We start from the raw sequence: 22785 nt of genomic DNA, 5'->3' as shown, positions 1-22785 counted from the left end.
CCGCGCGGCTATTCGGCGGCGAGCCGTTCGATCTCGGGCCGCCCGATGGCCGCGATCTCGGCGATCACCGCCGCGAGCCGCGCCCGGAACGGCTCGAACCCCGCATGCGGCGCGATTCGCGCCTCATCCATGTAGAGCGCGCGGTCGATCTCGATCTGCACGGCGTGCTGGCGCCGCGCCGGACGACCATAGGCCTGCGTGACATAGGCCCCGGCAAAGGGCGTGTTGCGCGCCACCTTGAAGCCGGCATCGGCAAAGGCGGCCTCGATCCGCGCCACGATGCGCGGCGCCGCCGCCGCGCCGTAACGGTCGCCCAGCACCACCTGCGGCCTCTGCCCGCCCGGCCCGCCCGCCAGGTCGATCGCCTCGTGCGGCATAGAGTGGCAATCGATGAGAATCGATTCGCCGAACTGCGCGTGGCTTTCGGCCAGAAGCGCGTCCAAAGCGGCGTGATAGGGCGCCCAGCCGGTGGCGAGACGCTCGCGCGCCTCCGCCAGATCGATCTTGCCGGTATAGATCGCCCGTCCGCCCGCCACGACGCGCGGAATCACCCCCAGCCCGCTGGCCACGCGCGGGTTGTGGCTGCGCCGCGTCACCCCTTCGATCAACGCGGGATCGAGCTCGTCGGCGGCGCGGTTGAGGTCGATCCAGGCGCGCGGCACCCGCGCCGCGATGAGCGGCGCGCCATGCTCGGGCGCCGCCGCGAACAGCCGGTCGACGAAGGCATCCTCGGAGGATCGGATCTGCCGCGAACCAAGCCGCGTGCGCGCCAGAAGCGTTTCGGGATAGTCGCGGCCCGAATGGGGCGAGGCGAAGACGACGCAGCTCGTGCGCGCCGCCGGTCGGGTCAGGTCGAAGGCGGCCATGCGCATGAACTCCGGGCGTCTCTACGGAAAGGATAGCTTGGAAACTTCTTCGTCCAAAACCCCTTGAACCCCTCCGCCGTTCCCCGTATAGCACCGCTCACCCGACGACGAACGGTGAGCCTGAAAGGGACACGGGGCGTTGAACGGCAAAGGGCGGTTAGCTCAGCGGTAGAGCACTTCGTTGACATCGAAGGGGTCACAAGTTCGAACCTTGTACCGCCCACCACGGATTTCACCGGCCCCCAATTTTGGGGGCCGAATCTTGCAACCACGGCGCAATCGCCGCGCCGCGACAAGGAGAGAGCACCATGAAGGTCGCCAACTCGCTTCGTTCGCTCAAGCAGCGCCATCGCGATTGCCGCGTCGTGCGCCGCAAGGGCCGCGTCTACGTCATCAACAAGACGCAGCGCCGCTTCAAGGCCCGCCAGGGCTGAAGCCGGCTTTCCACCCCATCGGTGGATCCACGGATCAGGGGCCGTCTCCGAAAGGAGGCGGCCCTTTCCGTTTGCCCGGCCCCGCCTGGTGCGATGTTCCCGCCCCTCTAGGCGATGCCCCCGCCCTCCGCGGGCGGGGGCGGGACGCTCAGGGATCGACGATGTCGCTGACCGAATCGGCCAGCAGCCGCACCACGGTCGCCTCGTCGAGAAAGCCCGACGCCTCCAGCTCGCGGTCGCGCTGGTAGCGGCGAATCGCGCGACGGGTCTGCTTGTCGAATTCGCCATCCACCTCGCCGGGTTCCAGCCCCTGCGCATCAAGCCGCTGCTCGACCAGCCGCGCGGTCAGCGCGTTGAGCCCCAGGTCGCGCTCGACCTGCTCGGCCTGTGCGCGCGTCTCGCTTTGCGCCGCCTCCTGCCGGAGCGCGGCGATTCGCGCCTCGGCCTCTTCGCCGAAGCTGCCCTGGGCAAAGGCCCGGCGGTAATCGCGATACGCCTCGATCGTGTCGGCCTCGCGCGCGCGGTCCCATGCGGCGCGGTCCTCGGCCTGCGCGGCGCGGCGCTTTTCGTCCTCGATCAACGCCAGCCGGTCGGCGGCGGTCTCGGCGAACAACCCGTCGGGATAGCGGTCGAGATAGGCCCGAAGCCCCGGCTCGTCGCCGCGCGACCCGGTTTCCTCCCAGAAGGAGCGGTCGGCCCGCGCCGCCTGCTGCCGCTGGCGCTCAGCCTCGGCCTCCAGCTCGGCGGCGCGGCGCGCGGCCTGCGCGTCGATCCGGCTGATCTGCTCGGGCGTAAGATATGAGGTCTGCGAAAAGCCGTTCTGCTGCTGCCAGTTGGTGATCGCCTGCCGCGTGCCGGGGCCGAAGATGCCGTCGATGCCGCGGGTGTTGAAATCCAGCAGGCTCAGGCTGCGCTGGATATCCCGGCGCTGCTCGCGGTCGAGATCGAGCGCCTCCTCGGCCAACCGCTGCTCGCGGTCGGGTTCGGCGATGATTTCGGCGATGGCGGTTTCGGCCTCGTCGGCGTGCACGCCGCGCGGATACCGCCCGAGATAATCGCGATAGGCCTCGACCGTGCCGAGCGCGACGGTGCCGCGCCACAGCGCCGCCTCGGCGGCAGAGGCTTCCTCCGGGGCGTCCGGCGCCTCCGGCGTCTCGACCCGGTCGGGCATGAACACGCGCGCGCGCGGCAGGTAGCCCTGCGCCTCCAGCCCGTCGGCCTCGCGGATCGCGCGCGAGAGATCGCCGCGCGGTTCGGCCAGGGGCCCTTCCATGAAACGCGCCACCGCGCGCGGGCTGCCGGTCAGCACCGTGACGCCCTGCGGGATCTCGAGCGCACCGAGCCCCTCTCCGACCCAAGGATCGAAGCTGTCCGATCCGTCCGGCTCCACCGCGATCAAGAGCAGCGACCGGCCCGGCGCCTCGGCCAGCGCCCTGAGCACCCCCTCGACCGGCAGCGCCGCGGCACCCGGCGTCAAAAGCCCCGGCCCCTCGGCCTCGGCGGTCAGAAACCAGCTGCGCGCCCCGTCGGTCGCGAACCGCCCCGACAGCGCCACCACCAGCCGGTTCGCCTCCGGCACCCGTTCGAGCCAGCCGCGCGCGGTTTCGGCGGTGGTCCCGGCCCGGCCATTGGGCAGGGAGAACACCTCGAACCCCAGCTCCCGCAACCCGTCCGCCGCATCGAGGATCTCGGTGCCGCGCGACAGCCGGCCCAGCGTCTCGTAGCGCTCGGTGCCCAGGAGCAGCGCCGCGTCCTGCGCCAGCGCCGCGCCGGCCCAGAAGAAGAGAGCGGTGCTCGTCAACAAATGGCGCATGCAGATCCTCCGTCCTGTGTCGCGGCCAGATTGGCCCGGTCGGCCGCCGTCATCAAATAGCAACTTCGTCACGTTGCGCGGCCGGGCCCCCGCGCACGAAAAAGGGGAGGTGGGTTGCCCCACCTCCCCTCTCGGAATGCAACCGATCGAGAAAGATCAGTTGAAGGAGTAGACGACCGACACGCCGAGGGTGTTGTCGGTGTCGTCGAAGCCGGGCTCCGGGTCGGTGCGGTACTCGGTGAACAGGTTGGTGCGCAGCGCCAGCGCGTTGCTCATCGAGACGGTCACGCCGAAATCGTTGGTGACATAGGTGTCGCGATCCGAAGCGAGGACGTCGGTGTCGTTCGTGATGAACATGTCCTCGTTGATGCGGTTGTAGTAGTTCGACGACACCGAAAGCGCGGCTTCGTCGATCTCTTCGCCGCTGTCGGCTTCGAGGTAACGGTAGCCCGGGCCCGCCTGCACGGTCCACTGCACGTCGGCGGTGTCGAACACGCGGTAGCCGACGCCGACGCCGACGAAGGCATCGGTTTCGAAGCTGTCGAACTCGTCATAGGCGAGCACGGCGGTCGCGAAGCCGTAGAAGGTGTCCGAGAAGTCGCGGGTATAGTCGTAGCCGGCGAGCAGGTTGTTGGTCAGCTCGTCGCCATCTTCCTCGGCATAGGAATAGCTCAGGCGCATCTCGTGGCCGTTGATGCCGTCGAAGAAGCCGAAGCGCGCGCCAAGACCGATGGTGGCGACGTCGGTGTTGCCGTCGGTCGCGGTGCCGCGGGCCGAGATCGAGCCGGTGAAGCCCAGCTCACGGCCTTCGTTGCCGAAGGTCGGGTCTTCGACTTCGAAATCGTCTTCGATGTCCTCGTCGAGATCCTCGAGGTTGTCGTCGAGACGGTTCTCGGTGCCGAAGACGCGGCCCTCGGCGGCGTCGAAGGTCTGCGCGATGGCCGAGGTGCCAAGCAGGCCGAGGATGGTGGAGGCCATCAGGAGTTTGTAAGTGGCGGTCATTTCATTGTCCTTTCGGGTCCAGAGTCCGGCCGTTCACCGGGGTCCGTTGCGGGTTCCATGGTCGCTGAACGCGGGCCTTTCAAATCCGGTCCCCCAGCGCAAGCGATGGCTGAAAGGAGGGACATTTTTGCAACAGGACCGCGCTTCGCCCTCTTCGTTCCGAGATATGAGCCCGTCGGACGGGGCGTCAAACGAAATTGACGTAGGGGAACGCGGCGATATCCACGCCAAAAAAGAACTGCGTCAAAAAAGCAACACAAACTATACCGCAAGCCGTGGCCGCGCCCGGCCGCACAACTCCTGAGCCGATGCGTCCGGTGCCGTTCGCCCCTTTCAATGCGTCTGGCCGCGCCCCGATCGCCATGCTCCGTTCCGCGCGGGAACCGCACAACTCCTGTTCGCGCAGCGGCCTGCCCGCGGCGGCGGTCCTGACCTAGATAGGAGGGGAACCGATACAACCGAGGAGCCGATGATGGGACGCTTGCACAACGGCGAATGGCAGGATGTCTGGTACGACACCAAGTCGACCGGCGGGAAATTCGAACGCTCCACCACGGCGTTCCGCAACTGGATCACTCCCGACGGGGCGCCGGGCCCCTCCGGCGAAGGCGGGTTTCCGGCGCAGTCGGGCCGCTACCACCTCTATGTCTCCTATGCCTGCCCCTGGGCGCATCGTGCCCTGATCTTTCGCGCGCTGAAGGGCCTCGAGGCGCATATCGGCGTCAGCGTCGTGCACCCCGAGATGCTGTCCGAGGGCTGGGAGTTCCGCGCCGATTTCGACGGCGCCACGGGCGATCGCCTGTTCGACCTGCCCTTCCTGCGCGACATCTACACCAAGGCCGACCCTCAGATCTCGGGCCGCGTCACGGTGCCGGTGCTGTGGGATACCGAGCGCGGCACCATCGTCTCGAACGAGAGCGCCGAGATCATCCGCATGCTGAACTCGGCCTTCGACGACCTCACCGGCAACCGCGACGATTACTGGCCCGAGCCGCTGCGGAGTGACATCGAGGAGGTCAACGAGCGGGTCTATCACAGCGTCAACAACGGCGTGTACAAGGCGGGCTTCGCGACCACGCAAGACGCCTATGACGAGGCGGTGGGCGAGCTGTTCGACAGCCTCGACTGGCTCGAGGCGCGGCTGTCCGAAAAGCGCTACCTGATGGGCGACGAGATCACCGAGGCCGACTGGCGGCTTTTTACCACGTTGATCCGTTTCGACGCGGTCTATCACGGCCACTTCAAGTGCAACCGCGCCAAGCTGGTCGAATATCCGAACCTCTGGAATTACACGCGCGAGCTGTACCAATGGCCGGGCGTGGCGCCGACGGTACATTTCGACCACATCACCCATCACTACCACTACAGCCACGAGACGATTAACCCGCACCGCATCGTGCCGATCGGGCCGGATCTCGACCTGATGGCCCCGCATGGGCGCGAAGGAATCGGGCAACGCGACGCCGCCTGACGGCACCGCGCCGCGCCGACGCTTCGAAACCGCCCCGTCCCGCTTGTGGACGGGGCGGTTTTCGGTTTGAACCGGCGCCATGAGCACACAAAGCCCCACCACCTGGATCACCATCTGCGACACCTGCAAGCGCGAGGGCTGGGACGCCGCCTCCGGCGCGACCGACGGCGAACGTCTCGCCGCGCTGGTCGAGGCGGCGGCCAAGGACATGCCGGTGCGCACCCGCCGCGTTTCCTGCCTGATGGGCTGCCAGCAGGGCTGCAACGTCGCCGTGCAGGCGGCGGGCAAGCTGAACTACACGCTGGGCCGGTTCGAGGTTTCGGAGGAAACGGCGCGCGGCATCGTCGACTGGGCGGTGCTGCACGGCGAGAGCGCGACGGGCCAGGTGCCCTACCGGACATGGCCGCAGGCCGTGAAAGGGCACTTCGTGACCCGCCACCCGCCGCTGCCCGACGCCGAATGACGGGCGCGCGCGACCATGGCGGCGGGCTCGACGCCGCGATCGCGCGCCATGGTGGCACGCGCGACGGCTGGCTCGACCTGTCGACCGGCATCAACCCCGTGCCCTACCCGGTCGGCACCCTGCCCTTCGACGCCTGGACCGCGCTGCCGGATGCGGGCGCCCAGGCCCGGCTGATCGCCGCCGCGCGGCGGTTCTGGCGGGTGCCCGAAGGCGCCGCGATCCTCGCCGCCCCCGGCGCCTCGGCGCTGATCGCCCGGCTGCCTCGCCTTGCCCCGACCGGCGCGGTGCGGATTCCGGGGCCGACCTACAACGAGCACGAGGCCGCCTTTGCCGCCGCGGGCTGGAAGATCTCCACCCGCTCGGCCAAGGCGCAGGTGGCGGTGCATCCCAACAACCCCGATGGCCGGATCTGGCAGGCCTCCGAGATCACCGCCGGATTCGCGGTGATCGACGAAAGCTTCTGCGACATCCGGCCCGATGCCTCGCTCATCGCGCTCGCGGGCCGTCCCGGCACGGTGGTGCTGAAAAGCTTTGGCAAGTTCTGGGGTCTTGCCGGTCTGCGCCTGGGCTTCGCCATCGCGGAACCCGCATTGATCGAGGCGCTGGCCGAAAGCCTCGGGCCATGGCCGGTTTCGGGCCCCGCGCTCGCCATCGGCGCGCGGGCGCTCGAGGATCACGGCTGGGCCCGGACCACGCGCGAGCGGCTGAAATCCGACGCGGCGCGGCTCGACACTCTGATGACGGCCAAGGGCGCGACCGTCTCGGGCGGCACCGACCTGTTCCGTCTCTACGAAGTCGACGACGCCGCCGCGTGGCAGGACCGCCTGGCGCAGGGCGGCGTCTGGAGCCGCGTCTTCCCGTGGTCGGCCACGCATCTGCGGCTCGGCCTGCCCGCGCCCGACCGCTGGGGGCAGATCGAGGCGGCGCTGTGAGCCTCTGGCTCGCCATCGCCATGGCGCTCGACGCCGCCTTCGGCGAGCCCGACGAAATCTGGTCCCGCGCCCCCCATCCCGCCGTGCTGATGGGCCGGGCGGTGGGCTGGTTCGACCGGACGCTCAATATCGGCGGCACGGCGCGCGGGCGCGGCATCCTCGCCTGCGCCGCGCTGGTCTTCGCCGCCTTCTCGCTCGGCGAGGCGCTGGCCGCCCTGCCCGGCCCCTTTGCCGAAATTCTCGTCGCCGCGATCCTGCTCGCGCAGCGCAGCCTCGTCGATCACGTCCGCGCCGTGGCGCGGGGACTGCGCCATTCGCTCGCCGAAGGCCGCCGCGCGGTTTCCATGATCGTCGGGCGTGACACCGGCGAAATGGACGAGCCCGCCATCGCCCGCGCCGCGATCGAAAGCGCCGCCGAGAACCTCTCCGACGGCGTCACCGCGCCCGCCTTCTGGTTCCTGATCGGCGGGCTGCCGGGCCTCTTGGTCTACAAGATCGTCAACACCGCCGATTCGATGATCGGTTACCGCACGCCGCGCCACGAAGGCTTCGGCTGGGCCAGCGCGAAGCTCGACGACGCGATGAACTGGATCCCGGCCCGGCTCACCGCGCTGCTGATCTGGCTCGTCGCGGGCCGCCCCGCCCCCTGGCGCGAGATCGCCGCCGAGGCCCGGCTGCACCGCTCGCCCAATGCCGGATGGCCCGAGGCGGCGATGGCGCGCGCGCTCGGCGTGGCGCTGTCGGGGCCGCGCGCCTATCACGGGCGAATGCAGGACTTTCCATGGGTGAACCCGCAGGGCTTTCGCGACATCGGCCCGGCGGCGATCGAGGCCGCCTGCGCGATGCTGTGGAAGGCTTGGGCGGCGGGGTTTTGCGTGGTGATCGTTCTGGCGTGGACGTGAGTTGCCCATGCCCGGTGCGGCTGGCAGGCTCCGCCGCGACCCGCAACGGACAGGACATTCACACATGCGCCCCAAGGCCCGTCTTCTCGCCCCGCTGATTCTCGCGGCCCTCCCCGCCTTCGCCCCCGCCCTCACGCAGGCGCAGGAGGCCACCGGCCCCAAGCCGCCCTGCGGCGGCGATTTCGGCGCATGGGTCGATGGCGTGAAGGCCGAGGCCACGGCGCTGGGCCACGCGCCAGAGACCGTCGACGCCTTCTTCTCCGGCATCCGCACCGATCCGGCGGTGCTCAAGGCCGACCGCGCGCAGGGCGTGTTCCAACGCGATTTCGTCGATTTCTCGCGCCGCCTGATCTCCGAGAACCGGATCGCCAATGGCCGCGCCAACGCCGAAAGATACGACGCGACCTTCGACCGGATCGAGGCCGAATACGGCGTGCCGCGCGGCGTGCTTCTGGCCTTCTGGGCGTTCGAGACCGATTACGGCGCGGTGCAGGGCGATTTCAACACCGCCGACGCGCTCGCCACGCTGGCGCATGACTGCCGCCGCCCCGAGCTGTTCCGCCCGCAGCTCATCGCCGCCATCGAGCTTTACGCGAAAGGCGGCCTCGACCCGGCCTCGACCACCGGCGCCTGGGCCGGCGAGATCGGGCAGGTGCAGATGCTGCCCGAGGACATCCTCGTGAACGGCGTCGATGGCGATGGCGACGGGCGCGTCGATCTCAAGAACTCGCCGCGCGACGCGCTTTTGTCGGGCGGCAAGATGCTGGCGCATCTGGGCTGGCGCGCCAACGAGCCGTGGCTGCAGGAGATCGTGGTGCCCGAGGGGCTCGACTGGAGCCAGACCGGGCTCGACACGCAAAAGCCCGTCTCCGAATGGCAGGCGCTGGGTATCGCCGGGCGCTCGGGCGATCTGGGCCGCGCCGACCTGCCCGCCTCGGTGCTGCTGCCGATGGGCAAGGACGGCCCGGCCTTTCTCGCCTACCCGAACTTCCGGGTCTATTTCGAATGGAACCAGAGCCTCGTCTACGTCACCACCGCCGCCTATTTCGCCAACCGGCTGAGCGGCGCGCCGGTCTATGACGCGGGCAACGCCGCGCCGGGGCTGTCGGGCAACGAAATGGTGCGACTGCAGGAAAAGCTGCAGGCGCGCGGCTACGATGTCGGCGGCGCCGACGGCATCCTCGGCGAAATGACCCGGCAGGCGGTGCAGGCCGAACAGCAGCGGCTCGGCATGCCCGCCGACGCATGGCCCACGCCGGCGCTGCTCGGCGCGCTCTGACGCGATGTGACGCGCGGGGAACCTTCCCGCGCTGGAGGGGCGTTGCGGGGGCAAGCCCAGTCGAGAGGAGCCCCCGCCATGGCCGAAGCCAAGCTCTACCGCATGTCGATGCCCAAGCACCTCTGCCCGTTCGGGCAGAAGTCGCTTCATTTGCTGAAATCCAGGGGGTTCGAGGTCGAGGATCACCCGCTCACCACGCGCGAGGCGACCGACGCCTTCATGCGCGAGCACGGGGTGAAGACCACGCCGCAGACCTTCATCGATGGCAAGCGCATCGGCGGCTATGACGATCTGCGCGCGCATTTCGACATGCGCCCGGCCAAGCCCGAGGGCACGACCTATGCGCCGGTGATCGCCATCTTCGGCATGGGGCTGGCGCTCGCCATCGCGGTGACATGGGTGGCGCTGGGCAGCTTTCTCGCCTGGCAGACCATCGGCTGGTTCATCTCGATCTCGATGTGCCTGCTGGCGCTGCAGAAGCTGCGCGACGTGGAGGGGTTCACCAACGGTTTTCTGAACTACGACCTCTTGGCGCAGAAATGGGTGCCCTACGCCTATGTCTACCCCTGGGCCGAAGCGGTGGCGGGGGTGCTGATGACCGCGCTGCTGCTCACATGGGTCTCGGCGCCGCTGGCGCTGTTCATCGGCACGGTGGGCGCGGTGTCGGTGATCAAGGCGGTCTGGATCGACAGGCGGGAGCTGAAATGCGCCTGCGTCGGCGGCGACAGCAACGTGCCGCTGGGGTTCATCTCGCTCACCGAGAACCTGATGATGGCCGGGATGGGGCTGTGGATGCTGGTGCGGCTCGTGGCCTGAGGCTTTACAATTTCTCAGCCGATGCACATTATACCGGCCATACGGTAGTGATCGGTCGATGATGTCTCATCCCTGATCTGGACCCCGCAGAGTGGCCGCTCTGCGGGGTTTCTCTTGGCCGGGACTTACTTTCCGACCCAGAGACGGATGGCGGTCATCACGAGCGTCGCCACTGCGATCCCCACCATCCACTTACGGTAGCTGGCTTCGGTCAATGCATATCACCTCCCCTCGCCGCGAAGTGTCGCGGCAGGGGGAAGTCTTGCCAAATAAGAGACCACCCCTCAAGTGTTCTCTTTATGTTCTTATATCACGACTTGCTTCGGGCTGAAAGAAAAGCCCAGAAGACAAGGCGTTAGGCTACCATCTGCTCGGCGCGGCGCAGATCGACGGAAACCAGCTGGCTCACCCCCTGCTCGCCCATGGTGACGCCGTAGAGCCGGTCCATCCGCGCCATTGTCACCGCGTGATGGGTGATGATCAGGAAACGGGTGTCGGTGCGGCGGGCCATCTCGTCCAGAAGGTCGCAGAACCGCGTCACGTTGGCATCGTCGAGCGGCGCGTCGACCTCGTCGAGCACGCAGATCGGCGCCGGGTTGGCGAGGAACACCGCGAAGATCAGCGCCAGCGCGGTCAGCGTCTGCTCGCCGCCCGACAGCAGCGACAGCACCGAGAGCTTCTTGCCCGGCGGCTGGCACAGGATCTCGAGGCCCGCCTCGAGCGGGTCGTCGCTCTCGACCAGCGTCAGCCGCGCCTCGCCGCCGCCGAACAGATGCGTGAACAGCGTGCCGAAATTCTCGTTCACCTGCGCGAAGGCGGCAAGCAGCCGCTCGCGCCCTTCGCGGTTGAGGCTGTTGATGCCGGTGCGCAGGGTGCGGATCGCCTCTTCGAGATCGGCCTTTTCGCCGACCAGCCCGTCATGCTCCTCGCGGATCGCGGCGGCGTCTTCTTCGGCGCGCAGATTGACCGAGCCAAGCCCGTCGCGCTGGCGCTTGAGCTTGGCGACGCGGGCCATACGACCTCGTCGGTGGGCGGCAAGGCCAGCGCGCCGATATCGAGCGTCTCGAACAGCGCCTCGGGCGTGGTTTCAAGCACCTCGGCGATCCGCTCGGCGGCCTGCGTGACGGCGGCCCGGGCGGCTTCGGCGCGCGCCTCCGAGGCGGCGCGGCGCTCGCGCGCCTCGGAGGCCGCCCGCTCGGCGGCGCGCTCGGCGGCCTGCGCATCCGCAAGCGCGCCCTCGGCGGCGCGCAGGGCCTCCGTGGCCGCATCGCGCCGCGCCTCGGCCTCGCTGATGCCCGCATCCAGCGTGCGCCGTTCGGCAAAGATCGCCTCGGGGCGGCTGCGCGCCCGCTCCAGTTCGGCCTCGGTCTCGGCGCGCCGCGCCGTCAGCTCGCCGACCCGGCCCCGCGCCGTCTCGGCGCGCTGGCGCCAGCCGTCGAGTTCGCGCGCCACGGTGTCAGAGCGCCGCGCGCGCGCCTCGCCGTTCCGGCGCAGCTCGTCGGCCTCCGAACGGCGGGTGATCATGGTGATCCGCGCCGCCTCGACCAATTGGCGGCCCTGTTCGACCGCGTCGCGCGCGGCGTCGAGATCGTCGAGATCACGGGCGGCGGCTTCGGCCTCGACCAGCGCCTCGCGCCCGGCGCGGCCTTCGGCCTCGTGGCGATCCATCGCCTCGGTCGCGGCCTCGCGCCGGGTCTGGGCACGGCCCTTTTCGCCCTCGGCACGGCTGAGCCCCCTCGCCGCCTCCGACAGCGCGGCCTCGGCGGCGCGGCGCGCGGCGCGGGCGCGGGTTTCGGCCTCGCGCGCCTGCTCCAGCGTGGCGGCGGCCTCTGCATGCAGATCGCTCAAATCGTCGAGCCGGGCCTCGATCACCTCCAGCTCCGCGCGCAACGCGGCGAGCCGGTTGACCTGTTCGAGCCGAAGCGCCGCGGCGGAGGGCGCATCCTCGGCGCCCGCGCGATAGCCGTCCCAGCGCCACAGGTCGCCCTCGCGGCTGACCAGACGCTGTCCGGGCATGAGCCGGGCCTGCAGCGCGGCGCCCTGATCGCGCGCGACCACGCCGACCTGCGCGATGCGGCGGCCCAGAAGCCCCGGCGCCGCGACGGCCGATGCCAGCGGCGCGGCCCCCTCGGGCAGCGGCTGATCGGCATCGTAGCCCGGCAGCTCGGCCCAGCCGGTCGCGCCGCGCGCCTCCACCAGCGGCGCCTTGAGATCGTCGCCCAGCGCCGCGCCCAGCGCCTTTTCGAAGCCCGGCTCGACCTTGAGCAGGTCGATGAGCTGCCGGCCCGTGTCGTCGCTGCGCTCGACCAGCCGCGCCAGCCCCGCCACCTCGGCGCGCAGCGCCTTGGCCTCGCCTTCGACGCTCGACCGGATGGCGCGCGCATCGGCTTCGGCGCCCTGCGCTTCGGCGCGCGCGGTTTCGGCCTGCGCGAGATCGGCCTCGGCGGCCTCGGCGCGCGCGCGCGCCTGCGTGTCGGCCTCCGCGGCCTCCGTCAGGCCGGTTTCGGCCTCGGCGCTCGCGGCATGGGCGGCGTCGAGCTGGGCCTTGGCCTGTTCGGCGGCCTCGGCGCTCGACGCGATGCGCGTTTTTCGCCTCGGCCACGAGCCGCTGCGCCGATTGGTGCCGCGCGGCCAGCCGCGCGGTGTCCTCGGTGCGCTGCCCTTGGGCGCGCTCGGCCTCGCTGAGGATCTCGCCCGCCTCGCGCGCCGTCTCCTCGATCTGCGCGAGCCGCGCCTCATGGCCCTGCCCGGCCTGCGCCAGCTCGTCGGCCTCGGCTTCGAGCGCGCGCATCGTCTCGCCCGCGTCACGGTCGAGCACGCTCTCGCGCTCCATGTCGCGGTCGAGCTGCTCGATCCGCGCGCCCAGCGCCCGGATCGCGCCGCGCGCGCGTTTTTCCTGATCGAGCAGCCGGTCGCGCTCGGTCTCCTGCCGGTTCAGCACGGCGTTGGCGACGGTCGCCTCCTCGCGCAGCGGCGGCAACGCGGCTTCGCAGGCCGTGCGCGTCTCGACCGCCTTGGCCGCGCCCCCGTCGGCGCGGGCCGCGGCCTGCGCCATCTCGCGCAGCTCTTCCTCGGCGGCGCCGCGCATCGTCTCCGCCGCGTTCCAGCGCAGCCACAAGAGCAGCCCCTCGGCCCCGCGCAGCGCCTCGCCGATCTCGCGGTAGCGCGCCGCCGTGCGGGCCTGCCGCGCCAGCGTCGCGAGCTGCGCGGCCTGTTGTTCGACCACGTCATCGACGCGGGACAGGTTCTGCTCGGCGCCGCGCAGCTTCAGCTCCGCCTCGTGGCGCCGCTGGTAAAGCCCGGAAATGCCCGCCGCCTCTTCGAGGATGCGCCGCCGCGAGGTCGGCTTGGCGTTGATCAGCTCGGCGATCTGGCCCTGCCGCACCAGCGCGGGCGATTGCGAGCCGGTCGAGGCGTCGGCGAAAAGCATCTGCACGTCGCGGGCCCGGACATCCTTGCCGTTGAGCCGGTAGGCCGAACCGAGATCGCGGGTGATGCGGCGCACGATCTCCAGCGCATCGGCATCGTTGAAGGCCGCGGGCGCCAGCCGCTCGGCATTGTCGATCGACAGCGTCACCTCGGCGTGGTTGCGCGCGGGACGGGTCGCGGCACCGGCGAAGATCACGTCCTCCATGCCGCCGCCGCGCATCGCGGTGGGGCGATTTTCGCCCATCACCCAGCGCAGCGCCTCCAGAAGGTTCGACTTGCCGCAGCCATTGGGGCCCACCACGCCGGTGAGCCCGTCCTCGATCACCAGATCGGTCGGGTCCACGAAGCTCTTGAAGCCGTTCAGCCGCAGCCGGGAGAATCGCATGAAAGCCGCCCTCATTCGCGCTCTTGTCCGCGCGCCTATGCGCGACGGGGGGGCTTGGAGTCAACGCGCGCGGCCCTTGGAACGCGGGCTTCCGCCGCGTTTGGACGCGCTGCGGGCCGCGACCGGGCCCGTGGCCTTCGCGCTTGACGCGGCCCGGCAGAGCGGCGCAGAACGGAGGAGCAAGGTTCCCCGATGCGGCGCGAAGCGCCCGAGGGGAGGAAATCGGGAATGCGGAAGGGGCCGATCCAGTCAGGAGGCCCGTGGCCGCAGCCGCCCCCGCGACTGTGAGCGGCGAGCGTCCCCCCGAAACCACTGGGAGCGATCCCGGGAAGGTGGGGGCACGTCACGACCCGCGAGCCAGGAGACCGGCCCTGCGTGACGCAACCCAATCCCCGTCGGGTGGACGGGACAGGAGACACGACATGACGACCAGGACCTTCGCCGCGACCGGCGCTTCGACCGACATCATGACCATCGCCTTTGCCGCGATCCTCGGCCTCGGCCTCATCTTTGCCGCCGGTTTCAGCCAGGCGGGCGCGATGCACGACGTGGCCCATGATTCGCGCCACGCCACCGGCTTTCCCTGCCACTGATCCTCTCGACATGATCAGACAGATTGGCGCCAGCGCGCTCTTCGCTGGACTCGCCGCAGGCGTGCTTGCCGCGCTCCTGCAATTCTGGTTCGTCGTGCCGCTCCTGATGGAGGCCGAGCTTTACGAGTCCGGCGCGCGATCGCATTTCACCGACGGCTATATCGGCTCGGACGCGGGCACGCCGCCCCTGGGCGATGCGCTGGCGCGCCATGCGGGCACGCTGGCGATGAACGTCGTCGCCTGGATCGGCTTCGGCCTCGTGATGGCGGCGGGCTTCGCGCTCGCGCATCGGCGCGGGGTTCGGACCGACGCGCGCACCGGGCTCTTGTGGGGCCTTGGCGGCTTCACCGCGCTGGCGCTCGCGCCGTCCTTCGGGCTGCCGCCCGAGCTGCCCGGCACGATCGCCGCCGAGGTGTCGGTGCGTCAGGTCTGGTGGGGCTTTTGCGTGATCGCCACCGCCGCCGGGCTGGGCGTCATGGCGTTCGGTCGCGGGCCGCTCTGGCTCGGGGCTGGGGGCGGTGCTGATCGCGGCGCCGCACCTGATCGGCGCGCCGCATCTCGACCGCTATTTCGGCACCGCGGCGCCCGAGCTTGCGGCGCTGTTCTCGACCCGCGCACTGGGCGTGTCGGCGGTGGCATGGGCGCTCTTGGGCGTCATGGGCGGCTGGATCTGGTCGCGCGAGACCGCCTGAGCGGTCAGGCGGCCGGGATGCGGCCCAGAAGCCGGTGCCTGAGCCCACCAAGGGGCCGCGCGTCGGTGATGTCACCGCCCGGCGCCGCCGCGTAGAGATCGGCAAGCACACGGATCTCGGCCGCCTGCGCGGCCGGGTCCACCCCGGCAAAGAGATAGGCCGTCTTGCCCGCCCCCCGGATCGACAGGGCGACGGGCGAATGGCAGACATTGAGACAACCCGCGAGGCGCACCACGCATCCCTCGCGCAGCCCGTCGCGCACCGCTTCGGCCAGCCTCGTTCCTTCGGGCGCCTGCCCCGGTGCCGCGCAGCTCGCGCAGATCGTGATGCAGTCCATATCCACCCCCGGCGCCAGTCGCGCCGACCAGTAACGGAAACGCACCATGCCCGCCAAGATCCCCGCCACCGTCGTCACCGGCTTTCTCGGTGCCGGAAAGACCACGCTGATCCGCCACATGCTCGACAATGCGGGCGGCAAGCGGATCGCGCTCATCATCAACGAATTCGGCGATCTCGGCGTCGATGGCGGCATCCTCAAGGGCTGCGGCATCGAGAATTGCCGCGACGAGGACGTGGTCGAGCTGTCGAATGGCTGCATCTGCTGCACCGTCGCGGACGATTTCATCCCGACGATGGAGAAGCTCCTCGACCGCGAGGACCGGCCCGATCACATCGTGATCGAGACCTCGGGGCTGGCGCTGCCGCAGCCGCTGATCCGCGCCTTCAACTGGCCCGGCATCTCGACCCGCGTGACCGTGGACGGGGTCGTCACCGTGGTCGACGGCAAGGCGGTCGCCGAGGGCCGTTTCGCGCATGACATCGCCGCGATCGACGCCCAGCGCGCCGCGGATGACGGTCTCGACCACGAGACGCCGCTGTCGGAATTGTTCGAGGACCAGATCGCCGCCGCCGACATGATCGTCGTCAACAAGACCGACCTGATGGAGCCGGGCGCCGCCGAGACGCTGGCCGCCAAGCTCAAATCCGAAGCCCGCGACGGCGTGCAGGTCGTGCGCGCGACGATGGGCGCGCTGCCCGTGGAGGTGCTGCTCGGCCAGGGTGCCGCCGCCGAGACCGACATGGAGGCGCGCCACGAGGTGCATCACCACCATGATCACGACGACGAGGACGGCGACCATCACGACGCCGAACACCACCACGGCCATGACGAGTTCGAAAGCTTTGTCGTCACCCGGCCCGAGGTGACCGACCCCAAGGCCTTTGCCGCGCAGGTTTCGGAGGTGATCCGCGCGCATGACATCCTGCGGCTCAAGGGGTTCGTCGCGGTGGCGGGCAAGCCGATGCGGCTGACGCTTCAGGCGGTGGGCCCGCGCGTCGACACGCATTTCGACCGGCCCTTCGGCGCCGATCCGCGCGAAACCCGGCTGGTGGTGATCGGCGAGGCGGGGCTCGACCGCGCCGCGATCGAGGCCGCGCTCGCGGCATGAGCGTCGAGATCATGGCGGCGCGCGCGACCGATCCCGGTCCGCGCGCGCTGATCGAGGCGAGCCAGGACCTGATGCGGGCGATGTTCCGGCCCGATCAGAACCATTTCCTGCCGATCGAGGCGCTCGACGCCCCCGACATCCGCTTTGTCGTGGCCCGCGACGGGGCCGCGCTTCTGGGCTGTGGCGCGCTGCAGGTGAAATCGGGCTATGGCGAGCTGAAATCGGTTTTCGTGCGCGACGCGGCGCGCGGGCGCGGCGTCGGCGCCGCGCTCATCGGCGCGCTCGAGACGGCGGCGCGGGCCGAGGGGCTGACGCTGCTTCGGCTCGAGACGGCGGAAGAGCTGGCCGCCGCCTGCCGGCTTTACGCGCGCCACGGCTATGCGCGGCGCGGGCGGTTCGGCGACTACGTCGAGAACGGCTGCAGCGTCTTCATGGAAAAGCGGCTGTGAGCTCAGCCCTTGGGCTCTGGCGCTTTCTCGGCGGCCTTTTTCGCGGCGTCCCTCATGCGGCGCAGCAGGTCGGCCTTGTCCTCGCGCTTGTCATACGGGGTCTTTTCGGTGCCGCGCGCGTTGTGCTCGCTGTGCTTGGGCGCGTTGCGGGTCTGTTTCGGCCCGCCCGACTTGCTGTAATCCATCATCCGCTCCTGTAACTGGGGGGTGCCGCTCCCTGCCCCAACGCGCAGACCTGCGCAAGCGTTCACGAAAGGGCCGCCATGCATCTTCTCGCCGCCACGCCGGGCACCGTCTCCGACGGCACCGAGGCCGTCGATCTCGGCCAGAGCCCCGGCGATCTCGTCGTCATCTCCGCCGCCGACACGGAACTCGCCGCGCTGAGCGCGGCGCGGGCGCAGATGCCGGACGCGCCCGACCTGCGGCTGGCGAGCCTCATGCACCTGCAGCACCCGATGTCGGTGGATCTGCATCTCGACGACTGCGCCACGAAATCGCGCCTCGTCGTGGCCCGGGTGCTCGGTGGCTCGGGCTACTGGAAATACGGGCTGGTGCAATACGCGGCGCGGCTGGCCGAGGCCGGCGTGCCCTTCGCCGCCCTGCCCGGCGACGACAAGCCCGACGCGGAGCTGCGCGAGCTGTCGACCGTGGCGGCGCGGGATTACGACGCGCTCTGGTCCTACCTCGTCGAGGGCGGGCCAGAGAACGCGAGCGCCTTTCTCGCCCATGCCCGCCACATGCTCGACGGTACGGAGGCCCCGCAGGCCGCCCGACCGTTGCTGCGCGCCGGTCTGTACTGGCCCGGTCTCGGCATCGCCGATCTCGACCGGCTGCAGGCGGCATGGACGCCCGATGCCCCGGTCGTGCCGATCGTGTTCTACCGCGCGCTGTTGCAGGGCGCGCAGCTGGCGCCGATCGACCGTCTGGTGCGGGCGCTTCTGCGGCAGGGGCTCAACCCGATGCCGGTCTTCGCGGCCTCGCTCAAGGACCCGGTGTCGCGCGATACGCTGGCGGGGCTGATGGCCGAGGCGCCGCCAGCGGTGATCCTCAACGCCACCAGCTTCGCGACCGGCGGCGCGGTGGCGGGCGACGCCGCCTCGCCCAACCCGCTGGCCGGGCCGGAGGCCAACGAGGCCCCGGTGTTCCAGATCGTGCTCTCGGCCAGCAGCGAGGAGACGTGGGAAGAAGGCCTGACCGGCCTCTCGGCGCGCGACATCGCGATGAACGTGGCGCTGCCCGAGGTCGATGGGCGCATCCTGAGCCGCGCCATCGGTTTCAAGGGCGAGGCCTTCTTCGACGAGGCGACGCAGTGCCGCGTCGCCACCTACCAGCCCCGCGCCGACCGGATCACCTTCGTGGCCGAGCTGGCCGCGGCCTGGGCGCGGCTGCGCGCCACGCCCGCGCCCGACCGCAAGGTGGCGCTGATCCTCGCCAATTACCCCAACAAGGACGGTCGTCTCGCCAATGGCGTCGGTCTCGACACCCCCGCCGCCACGCTCCATGCGCTGCGGCTGATGCAGGGTGCTGCGTATGGCGTCGAGAACATTCCCGAGGATGCGCAGGCGCTGATGGACCGGCTGATGGCGGGTCCGACCAACTGGCTCACCGACCGGGCCGCGCGCGAAGGCGGCGAGGTTCTGTCGCTCGAAGAGTACGAGCGTCATTTCGCGGATCTTCCCTGGGCGGCCAAGAGCCAGGTTCTTGATCGCTGGGGGCCTCCGGGCGACGATCCTTTCATCACTCCCCAAATACGCAGATCCGAGGCTGGGTCCGGGCGCGGCTTTGCCCTGTCGCTGCACCGTTTCGGCAATGCGGTTGTCGGCCTGCAACCCGCGCGCGGCTACAACATCGACCCCACCGACACCTATCATTCGCCCGATCTCGTGCCCCCGCATCACTACCTCGCCTTTCATTTCTGGCTCCGGCACCACTGGGGCGCGGATGCGGTGGTGCATATGGGCAAGCACGGCAATCTCGAATGGCTGCCCGGCAAGGCGGTGGCGCTGTCGGAGGGCTGCTGGCCCGAGATCGCTCTGGGCGCGACCCCGCATCTTTATCCCTTCATCGTCAACGATCCCGGCGAGGGCACGCAGGCCAAGCGCCGGGCGCAGGCGGTGGTGATCGACCACCTGACCCCGCCTCTGACCCGTGCCGAGAGCTATGGCCCGATGCGCGATCTGGAGGCGCTGGTGGACGAGTATTACGAGGCGGCGGGGGTCGATCCGCGCCGCATCACCCATCTGCGGCGCGAGATCCTGAGCCTTGCGGAAACCACCGGCCTCGCCTCGGATGCCGGGTTCGAGGGGCAGGCCGACACCGACCTGGCCAAGCTCGACGCGTGGCTGTGCGAGCTGAAGGAGGCGCAGATCCGCGACGGGCTGCACGTGTTCGGGCAGAGCCCCGAGGGGCGGCAGGAGCGCGACCTCGCCATTGCGCTGGCGCGGGTGCCGCGCGGGACCGGCGCGGCCTCGATTTTGCGGGCGCTGGCCGAAGATCTGGAGCTCGGCTTCGACCCGCTCGACTGCGATATGGCCGAAACCTGGACCGGCCCGCGTCCCGAGGCCCTGGACGGCCCCGGAAAATGGCGCAGCGCCGGCGACACGGTGGAGCGGCTGGAGGAGCTGTGCCAGCGGCTGCTCGATGGGCAGGCTCCGGCCCCCGGCCCCGCCTCGGCGGCGGTTCTGGAGGAAATCGAGACGCGGCTCCGCCCCGCCATCGCCGCCTGCGGCCCGGCCGAGGGCGCGGGCCTGCTGACCGGTCTCGACGGCCGCGCCGTCGCTCCCGGCCCCTCGGGCGCGCCGACGCGCGGGCGGCCCGACGTGTTGCCGACGGGGCGCAACTTCTTTTCGGTCGATGCGCGCGCGGTGCCGACGCCGACCGCCTGGGCGCTCGGCTGGAAATCCGCGAACCTGTTGATCGAGAAGCACCTGCAGGATCACGGCGACTGGCCGCGCAGCATGCTCGTCACCGCCTGGGGCACGGCCAACATGCGCACGGGGGGCGACGACATCGCGCAGGCTCTGGCGCTGATGGGCGTGAAGCCGACATGGGACAGCGCCAACCGCCGCGTCACCGGGTTCGAGGTGCTGCCCGAGGGCGTTCTGGGCCGCCCGCGCGTCGACGTCACGCTGCGCATCTCGGGCTTTTTCCGCGATGCCTTCCCGCAGCTCGTGGCGCTGGTGGATTCGGCGGCGCGCGCGGTGCAGGCGCTCGACGAGCCCGAGGAGATCAACCCGGCGGCGGCGCGGGTGCGCGCGGGCGAGAGCGAGGCGCGGGTCTATGGCTCCAAGCCCGGCGCGTACGGCGCCGGTCTTCAGGCGCTGATCGACGAGCGGATCTGGACCGAGCGCGCCGATCTCGGGGCGGCCTATCTCGACTGGGGCGGTTATGCCTATGGCGCGGGACAGGAGGGCGAGGCCGACCGCGACGGCTTTGCCGCGCGGCTGGGACAGGTCGAGGCGATCGTCCAGAACCAGGACAACCGCGAGCACGACATTCTCGACAGCGACGACTACTACCAGTTCGAGGGCGGCGCCGCGGCGGCGGTGGCGAGCCTTCAGGGCCGGGATCGCCCGATCTACCACAATGACCATTCCCGCCCCGAGCGCCCCGTGATCCGCAGCCTCGACGAGGAGATCGCCCGCGTGGTGCGCAGCCGCGTCGTGAACCCCAAATGGATCGATGGCGTGAAGCGCCACGGCTACAAGGGCGCGTTCGAGATCGCGGCGACGGTCGATTACCTCTTTGCCTTCGCCGCCACGACGCGGGCGGTGAAGACCCACCATTTCGATCTCGTGGAAGAGGCGGTTCTGGCCGACGAGGACACGCGCGATTTCATCGCCGAGCACAACGCCCCCGCGCTGCGCGAGATCGCCGAGCGGCTTCAGGAGGCGATCGACCGCGGGCTGTGGCAGCCGCGTTCGAACTCGGCCCGCGCGCGGATCGAGGCGCTGCGGCAGGCGTGACGGCGCCGGCGGTTGCCCGGTGGCAAAGGCGCGCGCGCTTGACGGCGCGCGTGCCGGCCCCAGAGTGAGGGCACCGCAGACCGGAGGCCCCATGATCGTCAATCTCGTCGTCCTTCTCGCCTGCCAGCTTTCAGGCGAAGTCGCCGCGCGTGGCCTCGGCCTGCCGGTGCCCGGCCCGGTGATCGGCATGGCGCTGCTGTTCGCCGCGCTGGTCCTGCGCCCCAAGCTGGCCGAGCGGATCGCGCCGACCACCTCCGGGCTGCTGGCGCATCTGTCGCTTCTGTTCGTGCCGGCGGGGGTCGGGGTGGTCGGCCATCTCGACACGCTGGGCCGCGACGGGGTGGCGTTGATCGCGGCGCTGCTGCTGTCGACGGTCGCGGCGATCCTCGCCGGGGTCTGGGTGTTTCTCGCCGTGGCGCGGTTGACGGGGGCCTCGGAATGACCCCCGCCGATCCCGCCGAGATCTGGACCTATCTGCGCCAGGATCCCTTGCTGTGGCTCACCGCAACGCTGGTGGCCTACAGCCTGGGCGATCTCGCCTTTCGCCGCTCGGGGCGCAGGCCGCTGGTGAACCCGGTGCTGGTCGCCGTGGCGCTTCTGGCGGTGCTCTTGCGCGTCACCGGCACGCCGTATGAGCGGTATTTCGACGGCGCGCAGTTCGTGCATTTCATGCTCGGCCCGGCCACCGTGGCGCTGGCCGTGCCGCTTTACGCCAATCTGCGGCTGATCCGCTCGGCCTTCTGGCCGATGCTGGCGGCGCTGGCGGCGGGATCGGTCACGGCGCTGGTCACGGCGGTGGGCATCGGCGCGGCCTTCGGGCTCAGGGGCGAGACGCTGTTGTCGCTGGCGCCCAAATCGGTGACCGCGCCGGTGGCGCTCGGCGTGTCGGAGACGATCGGCGGCGCGCCCAACCTGACGGCGGTGCTGGTCATCATCACCGGCATCACCGGCGCGGTGGTCGCGACGCCGCTTCTCAATCTCTTTCGCATCCGCGACTGGCGCGCGCGCGGTCTCGCGGTGGGGGTGGCCGCGCATGGCATCGGCACGGCGCGGGCGTTTCAGGTCAACGAGACGGCGGGGGCGTTCGCCGGGATCGGCATGGGGCTCAACGCGCTGCTGACGGCGCTGATCGCGCCCTTGCTGGCGCCGTGGCTGGTGGCGCTTCTGACCGGCTGACGGGTTGCGCAGCGGCGCGGTCCGGCGCAGTCTGGCGCCCCGAAAAGGAGCCATGCCATGACCGACGACACCGACCGCCACGCGATGAAGATGGCCAAGAAGAAGGCCGCGCGCGACAAGATCATGGCCACCAAGACCGACGAAAAGGGCCTCGTCATCGTCCATACCGGCAAGGGCAAGGGCAAATCCTCGGCCGCCTTCGGTATGATCTTCCGCTGCATCGCCCACGAGATGCCCTGCGCGGTGGTGCAGTTCATCAAGGGCGGCATGTCCACCGGCGAGCGCGACCTGATCCTTGAGCGGTTCGCGGATGTCTGTCAGTTCCACACCATGGGCGAAGGCTTCACCTGGGAGACGCAGGACCGCTCGCGCGACACGGAAATGGCGCAGGCGGCGTGGGACAAGGCCCGCGAGCTGATCCGCGATCCTGCCAACCGCATGGTGCTGCTCGACGAGATCAACATCGCGCTGCGCTACGAGTATCTCGACATCAACGAGGTCGTGACCTTCCTGCGCGAGGAAAAGCCCGAGATGACCCATGTGGTGCTGACCGGGCGCAACGCGCATGAGGACCTGATCGAGACCGCCGATCTGGTGACCGAGATGGAGCTCGTGAAGCACCCGTTCCGCGCCGGCATCAAGGCGCAGATCGGCGTCGAATTCTGAACCG

21 protein-coding genes, 1 tRNA gene, 1 pseudogene and 1 riboswitch are annotated in these 22785 nt (G+C 70.2%); of the genes and pseudogenes, 16 read left to right on the top strand and 7 right to left on the bottom strand.

Annotation, left to right across the window (positions count from 1 at the left end; genetic code table 11):
• Positions 1 to 8 precede the first annotated feature (8 nt).
• On the bottom strand, positions 9 to 872 hold the full coding sequence (locus tag LOKHON_RS04535) for an N-formylglutamate amidohydrolase (protein WP_017927586.1): 864 nt from the start codon (positions 870 to 872) through the stop codon (positions 9 to 11).
• A gap of 145 nt (positions 873 to 1017) precedes the next feature.
• On the opposite strand from LOKHON_RS04535, the gene LOKHON_RS04530 reads away from it, so the two are divergent.
• Both LOKHON_RS04530 and ykgO read left to right on the top strand, forming a co-directional pair.
• Positions 1018 to 1092 (top strand) — tRNA-Val (locus LOKHON_RS04530).
• Positions 1093 to 1174: 82 nt separating this feature from the next.
• Positions 1175 to 1300, top strand: a complete 126-nt coding sequence (gene ykgO / locus LOKHON_RS04525) for a type B 50S ribosomal protein L36 (RefSeq protein ID WP_008884645.1) — start codon at positions 1175 to 1177, stop codon at positions 1298 to 1300.
• Between the two features lie 148 nt (positions 1301 to 1448).
• Here the strand turns inward: ykgO and LOKHON_RS04520 are convergent, their stop codons facing one another.
• From LOKHON_RS04520 to LOKHON_RS16045, 3 genes are all read right to left on the bottom strand, one after another.
• Positions 1449 to 3113, bottom strand: coding sequence for a peptidoglycan-binding domain-containing protein (locus LOKHON_RS04520; RefSeq protein ID WP_017927587.1), 1665 nt, complete (start codon positions 3111 to 3113; stop codon positions 1449 to 1451).
• A 156-nt stretch (positions 3114 to 3269) separates the two neighbouring features.
• Positions 3270 to 4115, bottom strand: a complete 846-nt coding sequence (locus LOKHON_RS04515) for a DUF481 domain-containing protein (protein ID WP_017927588.1) — start codon at positions 4113 to 4115, stop codon at positions 3270 to 3272.
• A 187-nt stretch (positions 4116 to 4302) separates the two neighbouring features.
• Complete coding sequence (locus LOKHON_RS16045; protein WP_162561753.1) at positions 4303 to 4479, bottom strand: hypothetical protein; 177 nt, start codon at positions 4477 to 4479, stop codon at positions 4303 to 4305.
• Positions 4480 to 4587: 108 nt separating this feature from the next.
• Between LOKHON_RS16045 and LOKHON_RS04510 the strand changes: the two genes are divergently transcribed.
• From LOKHON_RS04510 to LOKHON_RS04485, 6 genes are all read left to right on the top strand, one after another.
• Positions 4588 to 5586 (top strand): glutathione S-transferase family protein, encoded by a 999-nt coding sequence (locus LOKHON_RS04510; protein WP_033315444.1) that lies wholly within the window; start codon positions 4588 to 4590, stop codon positions 5584 to 5586.
• Positions 5587 to 5665: 79 nt separating this feature from the next.
• Positions 5666 to 6049 (top strand): DUF1636 family protein, encoded by a 384-nt coding sequence (locus LOKHON_RS04505; protein ID WP_017927590.1) that lies wholly within the window; start codon positions 5666 to 5668, stop codon positions 6047 to 6049.
• Positions 6046 to 6981 carry a threonine-phosphate decarboxylase gene (locus LOKHON_RS04500; protein ID WP_017927591.1) on the top strand — a complete coding sequence of 312 codons (936 nt, stop codon included), beginning with the start codon at positions 6046 to 6048 and terminating at the stop codon, positions 6979 to 6981. The genes LOKHON_RS04505 and LOKHON_RS04500 overlap by 4 nt, the downstream gene beginning before the upstream one ends.
• 20 nt (positions 6982 to 7001) lie before the next feature.
• On the top strand, positions 7002 to 7883 hold the full coding sequence (gene cbiB / locus LOKHON_RS04495; protein WP_033315445.1) for an adenosylcobinamide-phosphate synthase CbiB: 882 nt from the start codon (positions 7002 to 7004) through the stop codon (positions 7881 to 7883).
• Between the two features lie 64 nt (positions 7884 to 7947).
• Positions 7948 to 9162 carry a lytic murein transglycosylase gene (locus tag LOKHON_RS04490; RefSeq protein WP_017927593.1) on the top strand — a complete coding sequence of 405 codons (1215 nt, stop codon included), beginning with the start codon at positions 7948 to 7950 and terminating at the stop codon, positions 9160 to 9162.
• A 78-nt stretch (positions 9163 to 9240) separates the two neighbouring features.
• Positions 9241 to 9978, top strand: a complete 738-nt coding sequence (locus tag LOKHON_RS04485) for a glutaredoxin family protein (protein ID WP_017927594.1) — start codon at positions 9241 to 9243, stop codon at positions 9976 to 9978.
• Positions 9979 to 10333: 355 nt separating this feature from the next.
• Here LOKHON_RS04485 and LOKHON_RS04480 read toward each other — a convergent pair.
• Positions 10334 to 13792: pseudogene (locus tag LOKHON_RS04480) on the bottom strand (chromosome segregation SMC family protein).
• Positions 13793 to 13957: 165 nt separating this feature from the next.
• Positions 13958 to 14180: riboswitch (cobalamin riboswitch) on the top strand.
• A 34-nt stretch (positions 14181 to 14214) separates the two neighbouring features.
• Here LOKHON_RS04480 and LOKHON_RS04475 point away from each other — a divergent pair.
• Positions 14215 to 14385, top strand: coding sequence for a CbtB domain-containing protein (locus LOKHON_RS04475; protein ID WP_017927596.1), 171 nt, complete (start codon positions 14215 to 14217; stop codon positions 14383 to 14385).
• Positions 14386 to 14395: 10 nt separating this feature from the next.
• Positions 14396 to 15172 carry a CbtA family protein gene (locus tag LOKHON_RS16655; RefSeq protein WP_425412362.1) on the top strand — a complete coding sequence of 259 codons (777 nt, stop codon included), beginning with the start codon at positions 14396 to 14398 and terminating at the stop codon, positions 15170 to 15172.
• Here LOKHON_RS16655 and LOKHON_RS15610 read toward each other — a convergent pair.
• The gene (locus LOKHON_RS15610) at positions 15082 to 15462 is read right to left on the bottom strand and encodes a DUF1636 family protein (RefSeq protein WP_017927598.1); all 381 of its coding nucleotides are present in this window, start codon (positions 15460 to 15462) and stop codon (positions 15082 to 15084) included. The two genes, LOKHON_RS16655 and LOKHON_RS15610, sit on opposite strands and share 91 nt — an antisense overlap.
• On the opposite strand from LOKHON_RS15610, the gene cobW reads away from it, so the two are divergent.
• Both cobW and LOKHON_RS04455 read left to right on the top strand, forming a co-directional pair.
• Positions 15461 to 16525 carry a cobalamin biosynthesis protein CobW gene (gene cobW, locus LOKHON_RS04460; RefSeq protein WP_017927599.1) on the top strand — a complete coding sequence of 355 codons (1065 nt, stop codon included), beginning with the start codon at positions 15461 to 15463 and terminating at the stop codon, positions 16523 to 16525. The two genes, LOKHON_RS15610 and cobW, sit on opposite strands and share 2 nt — an antisense overlap.
• Positions 16522 to 16974 (top strand): GNAT family N-acetyltransferase, encoded by a 453-nt coding sequence (locus LOKHON_RS04455; protein WP_017927600.1) that lies wholly within the window; start codon positions 16522 to 16524, stop codon positions 16972 to 16974. Before cobW ends, LOKHON_RS04455 begins: the two co-directional genes overlap by 4 nt.
• Positions 16975 to 16976: 2 nt before the next feature.
• Here the strand turns inward: LOKHON_RS04455 and LOKHON_RS04450 are convergent, their stop codons facing one another.
• Positions 16977 to 17159, bottom strand: a complete 183-nt coding sequence (locus tag LOKHON_RS04450) for a hypothetical protein (RefSeq protein WP_017927601.1) — start codon at positions 17157 to 17159, stop codon at positions 16977 to 16979.
• A 78-nt stretch (positions 17160 to 17237) separates the two neighbouring features.
• Here LOKHON_RS04450 and cobN point away from each other — a divergent pair, with 78 nt between their 5' ends.
• The 4 genes from cobN to cobO all read left to right on the top strand — a co-directional run bounded on the left by cobN (position 17238) and on the right by cobO (position 22781).
• Positions 17238 to 20939, top strand: a complete 3702-nt coding sequence (gene cobN / locus LOKHON_RS04445) for a cobaltochelatase subunit CobN (RefSeq protein ID WP_017927602.1) — start codon at positions 17238 to 17240, stop codon at positions 20937 to 20939.
• Between the two features lie 91 nt (positions 20940 to 21030).
• Positions 21031 to 21381 carry a CidA/LrgA family protein gene (locus tag LOKHON_RS04440; RefSeq protein WP_017927603.1) on the top strand — a complete coding sequence of 117 codons (351 nt, stop codon included), beginning with the start codon at positions 21031 to 21033 and terminating at the stop codon, positions 21379 to 21381.
• Positions 21378 to 22115, top strand: a complete 738-nt coding sequence (locus LOKHON_RS04435) for an LrgB family protein (protein ID WP_017927604.1) — start codon at positions 21378 to 21380, stop codon at positions 22113 to 22115. The genes LOKHON_RS04440 and LOKHON_RS04435 overlap by 4 nt, the downstream gene beginning before the upstream one ends.
• Before the next feature lie 57 nt (positions 22116 to 22172).
• The gene (gene cobO, locus LOKHON_RS04430) at positions 22173 to 22781 is read left to right on the top strand and encodes a cob(I)yrinic acid a,c-diamide adenosyltransferase (RefSeq protein WP_017927605.1); all 609 of its coding nucleotides are present in this window, start codon (positions 22173 to 22175) and stop codon (positions 22779 to 22781) included.
• Positions 22782 to 22785: the final 4 nt, after the last annotated feature.

Origin of the sequence: Limimaricola hongkongensis DSM 17492 (genome assembly GCF_000600975.2) — a bacterium.
Taxonomy (GTDB): domain Bacteria; phylum Pseudomonadota; class Alphaproteobacteria; order Rhodobacterales; family Rhodobacteraceae; genus Limimaricola; species Limimaricola hongkongensis.
Note: the sequence above shows the minus strand (reverse complement) of the source record. Positions and strands in the feature narration are given on the sequence as shown.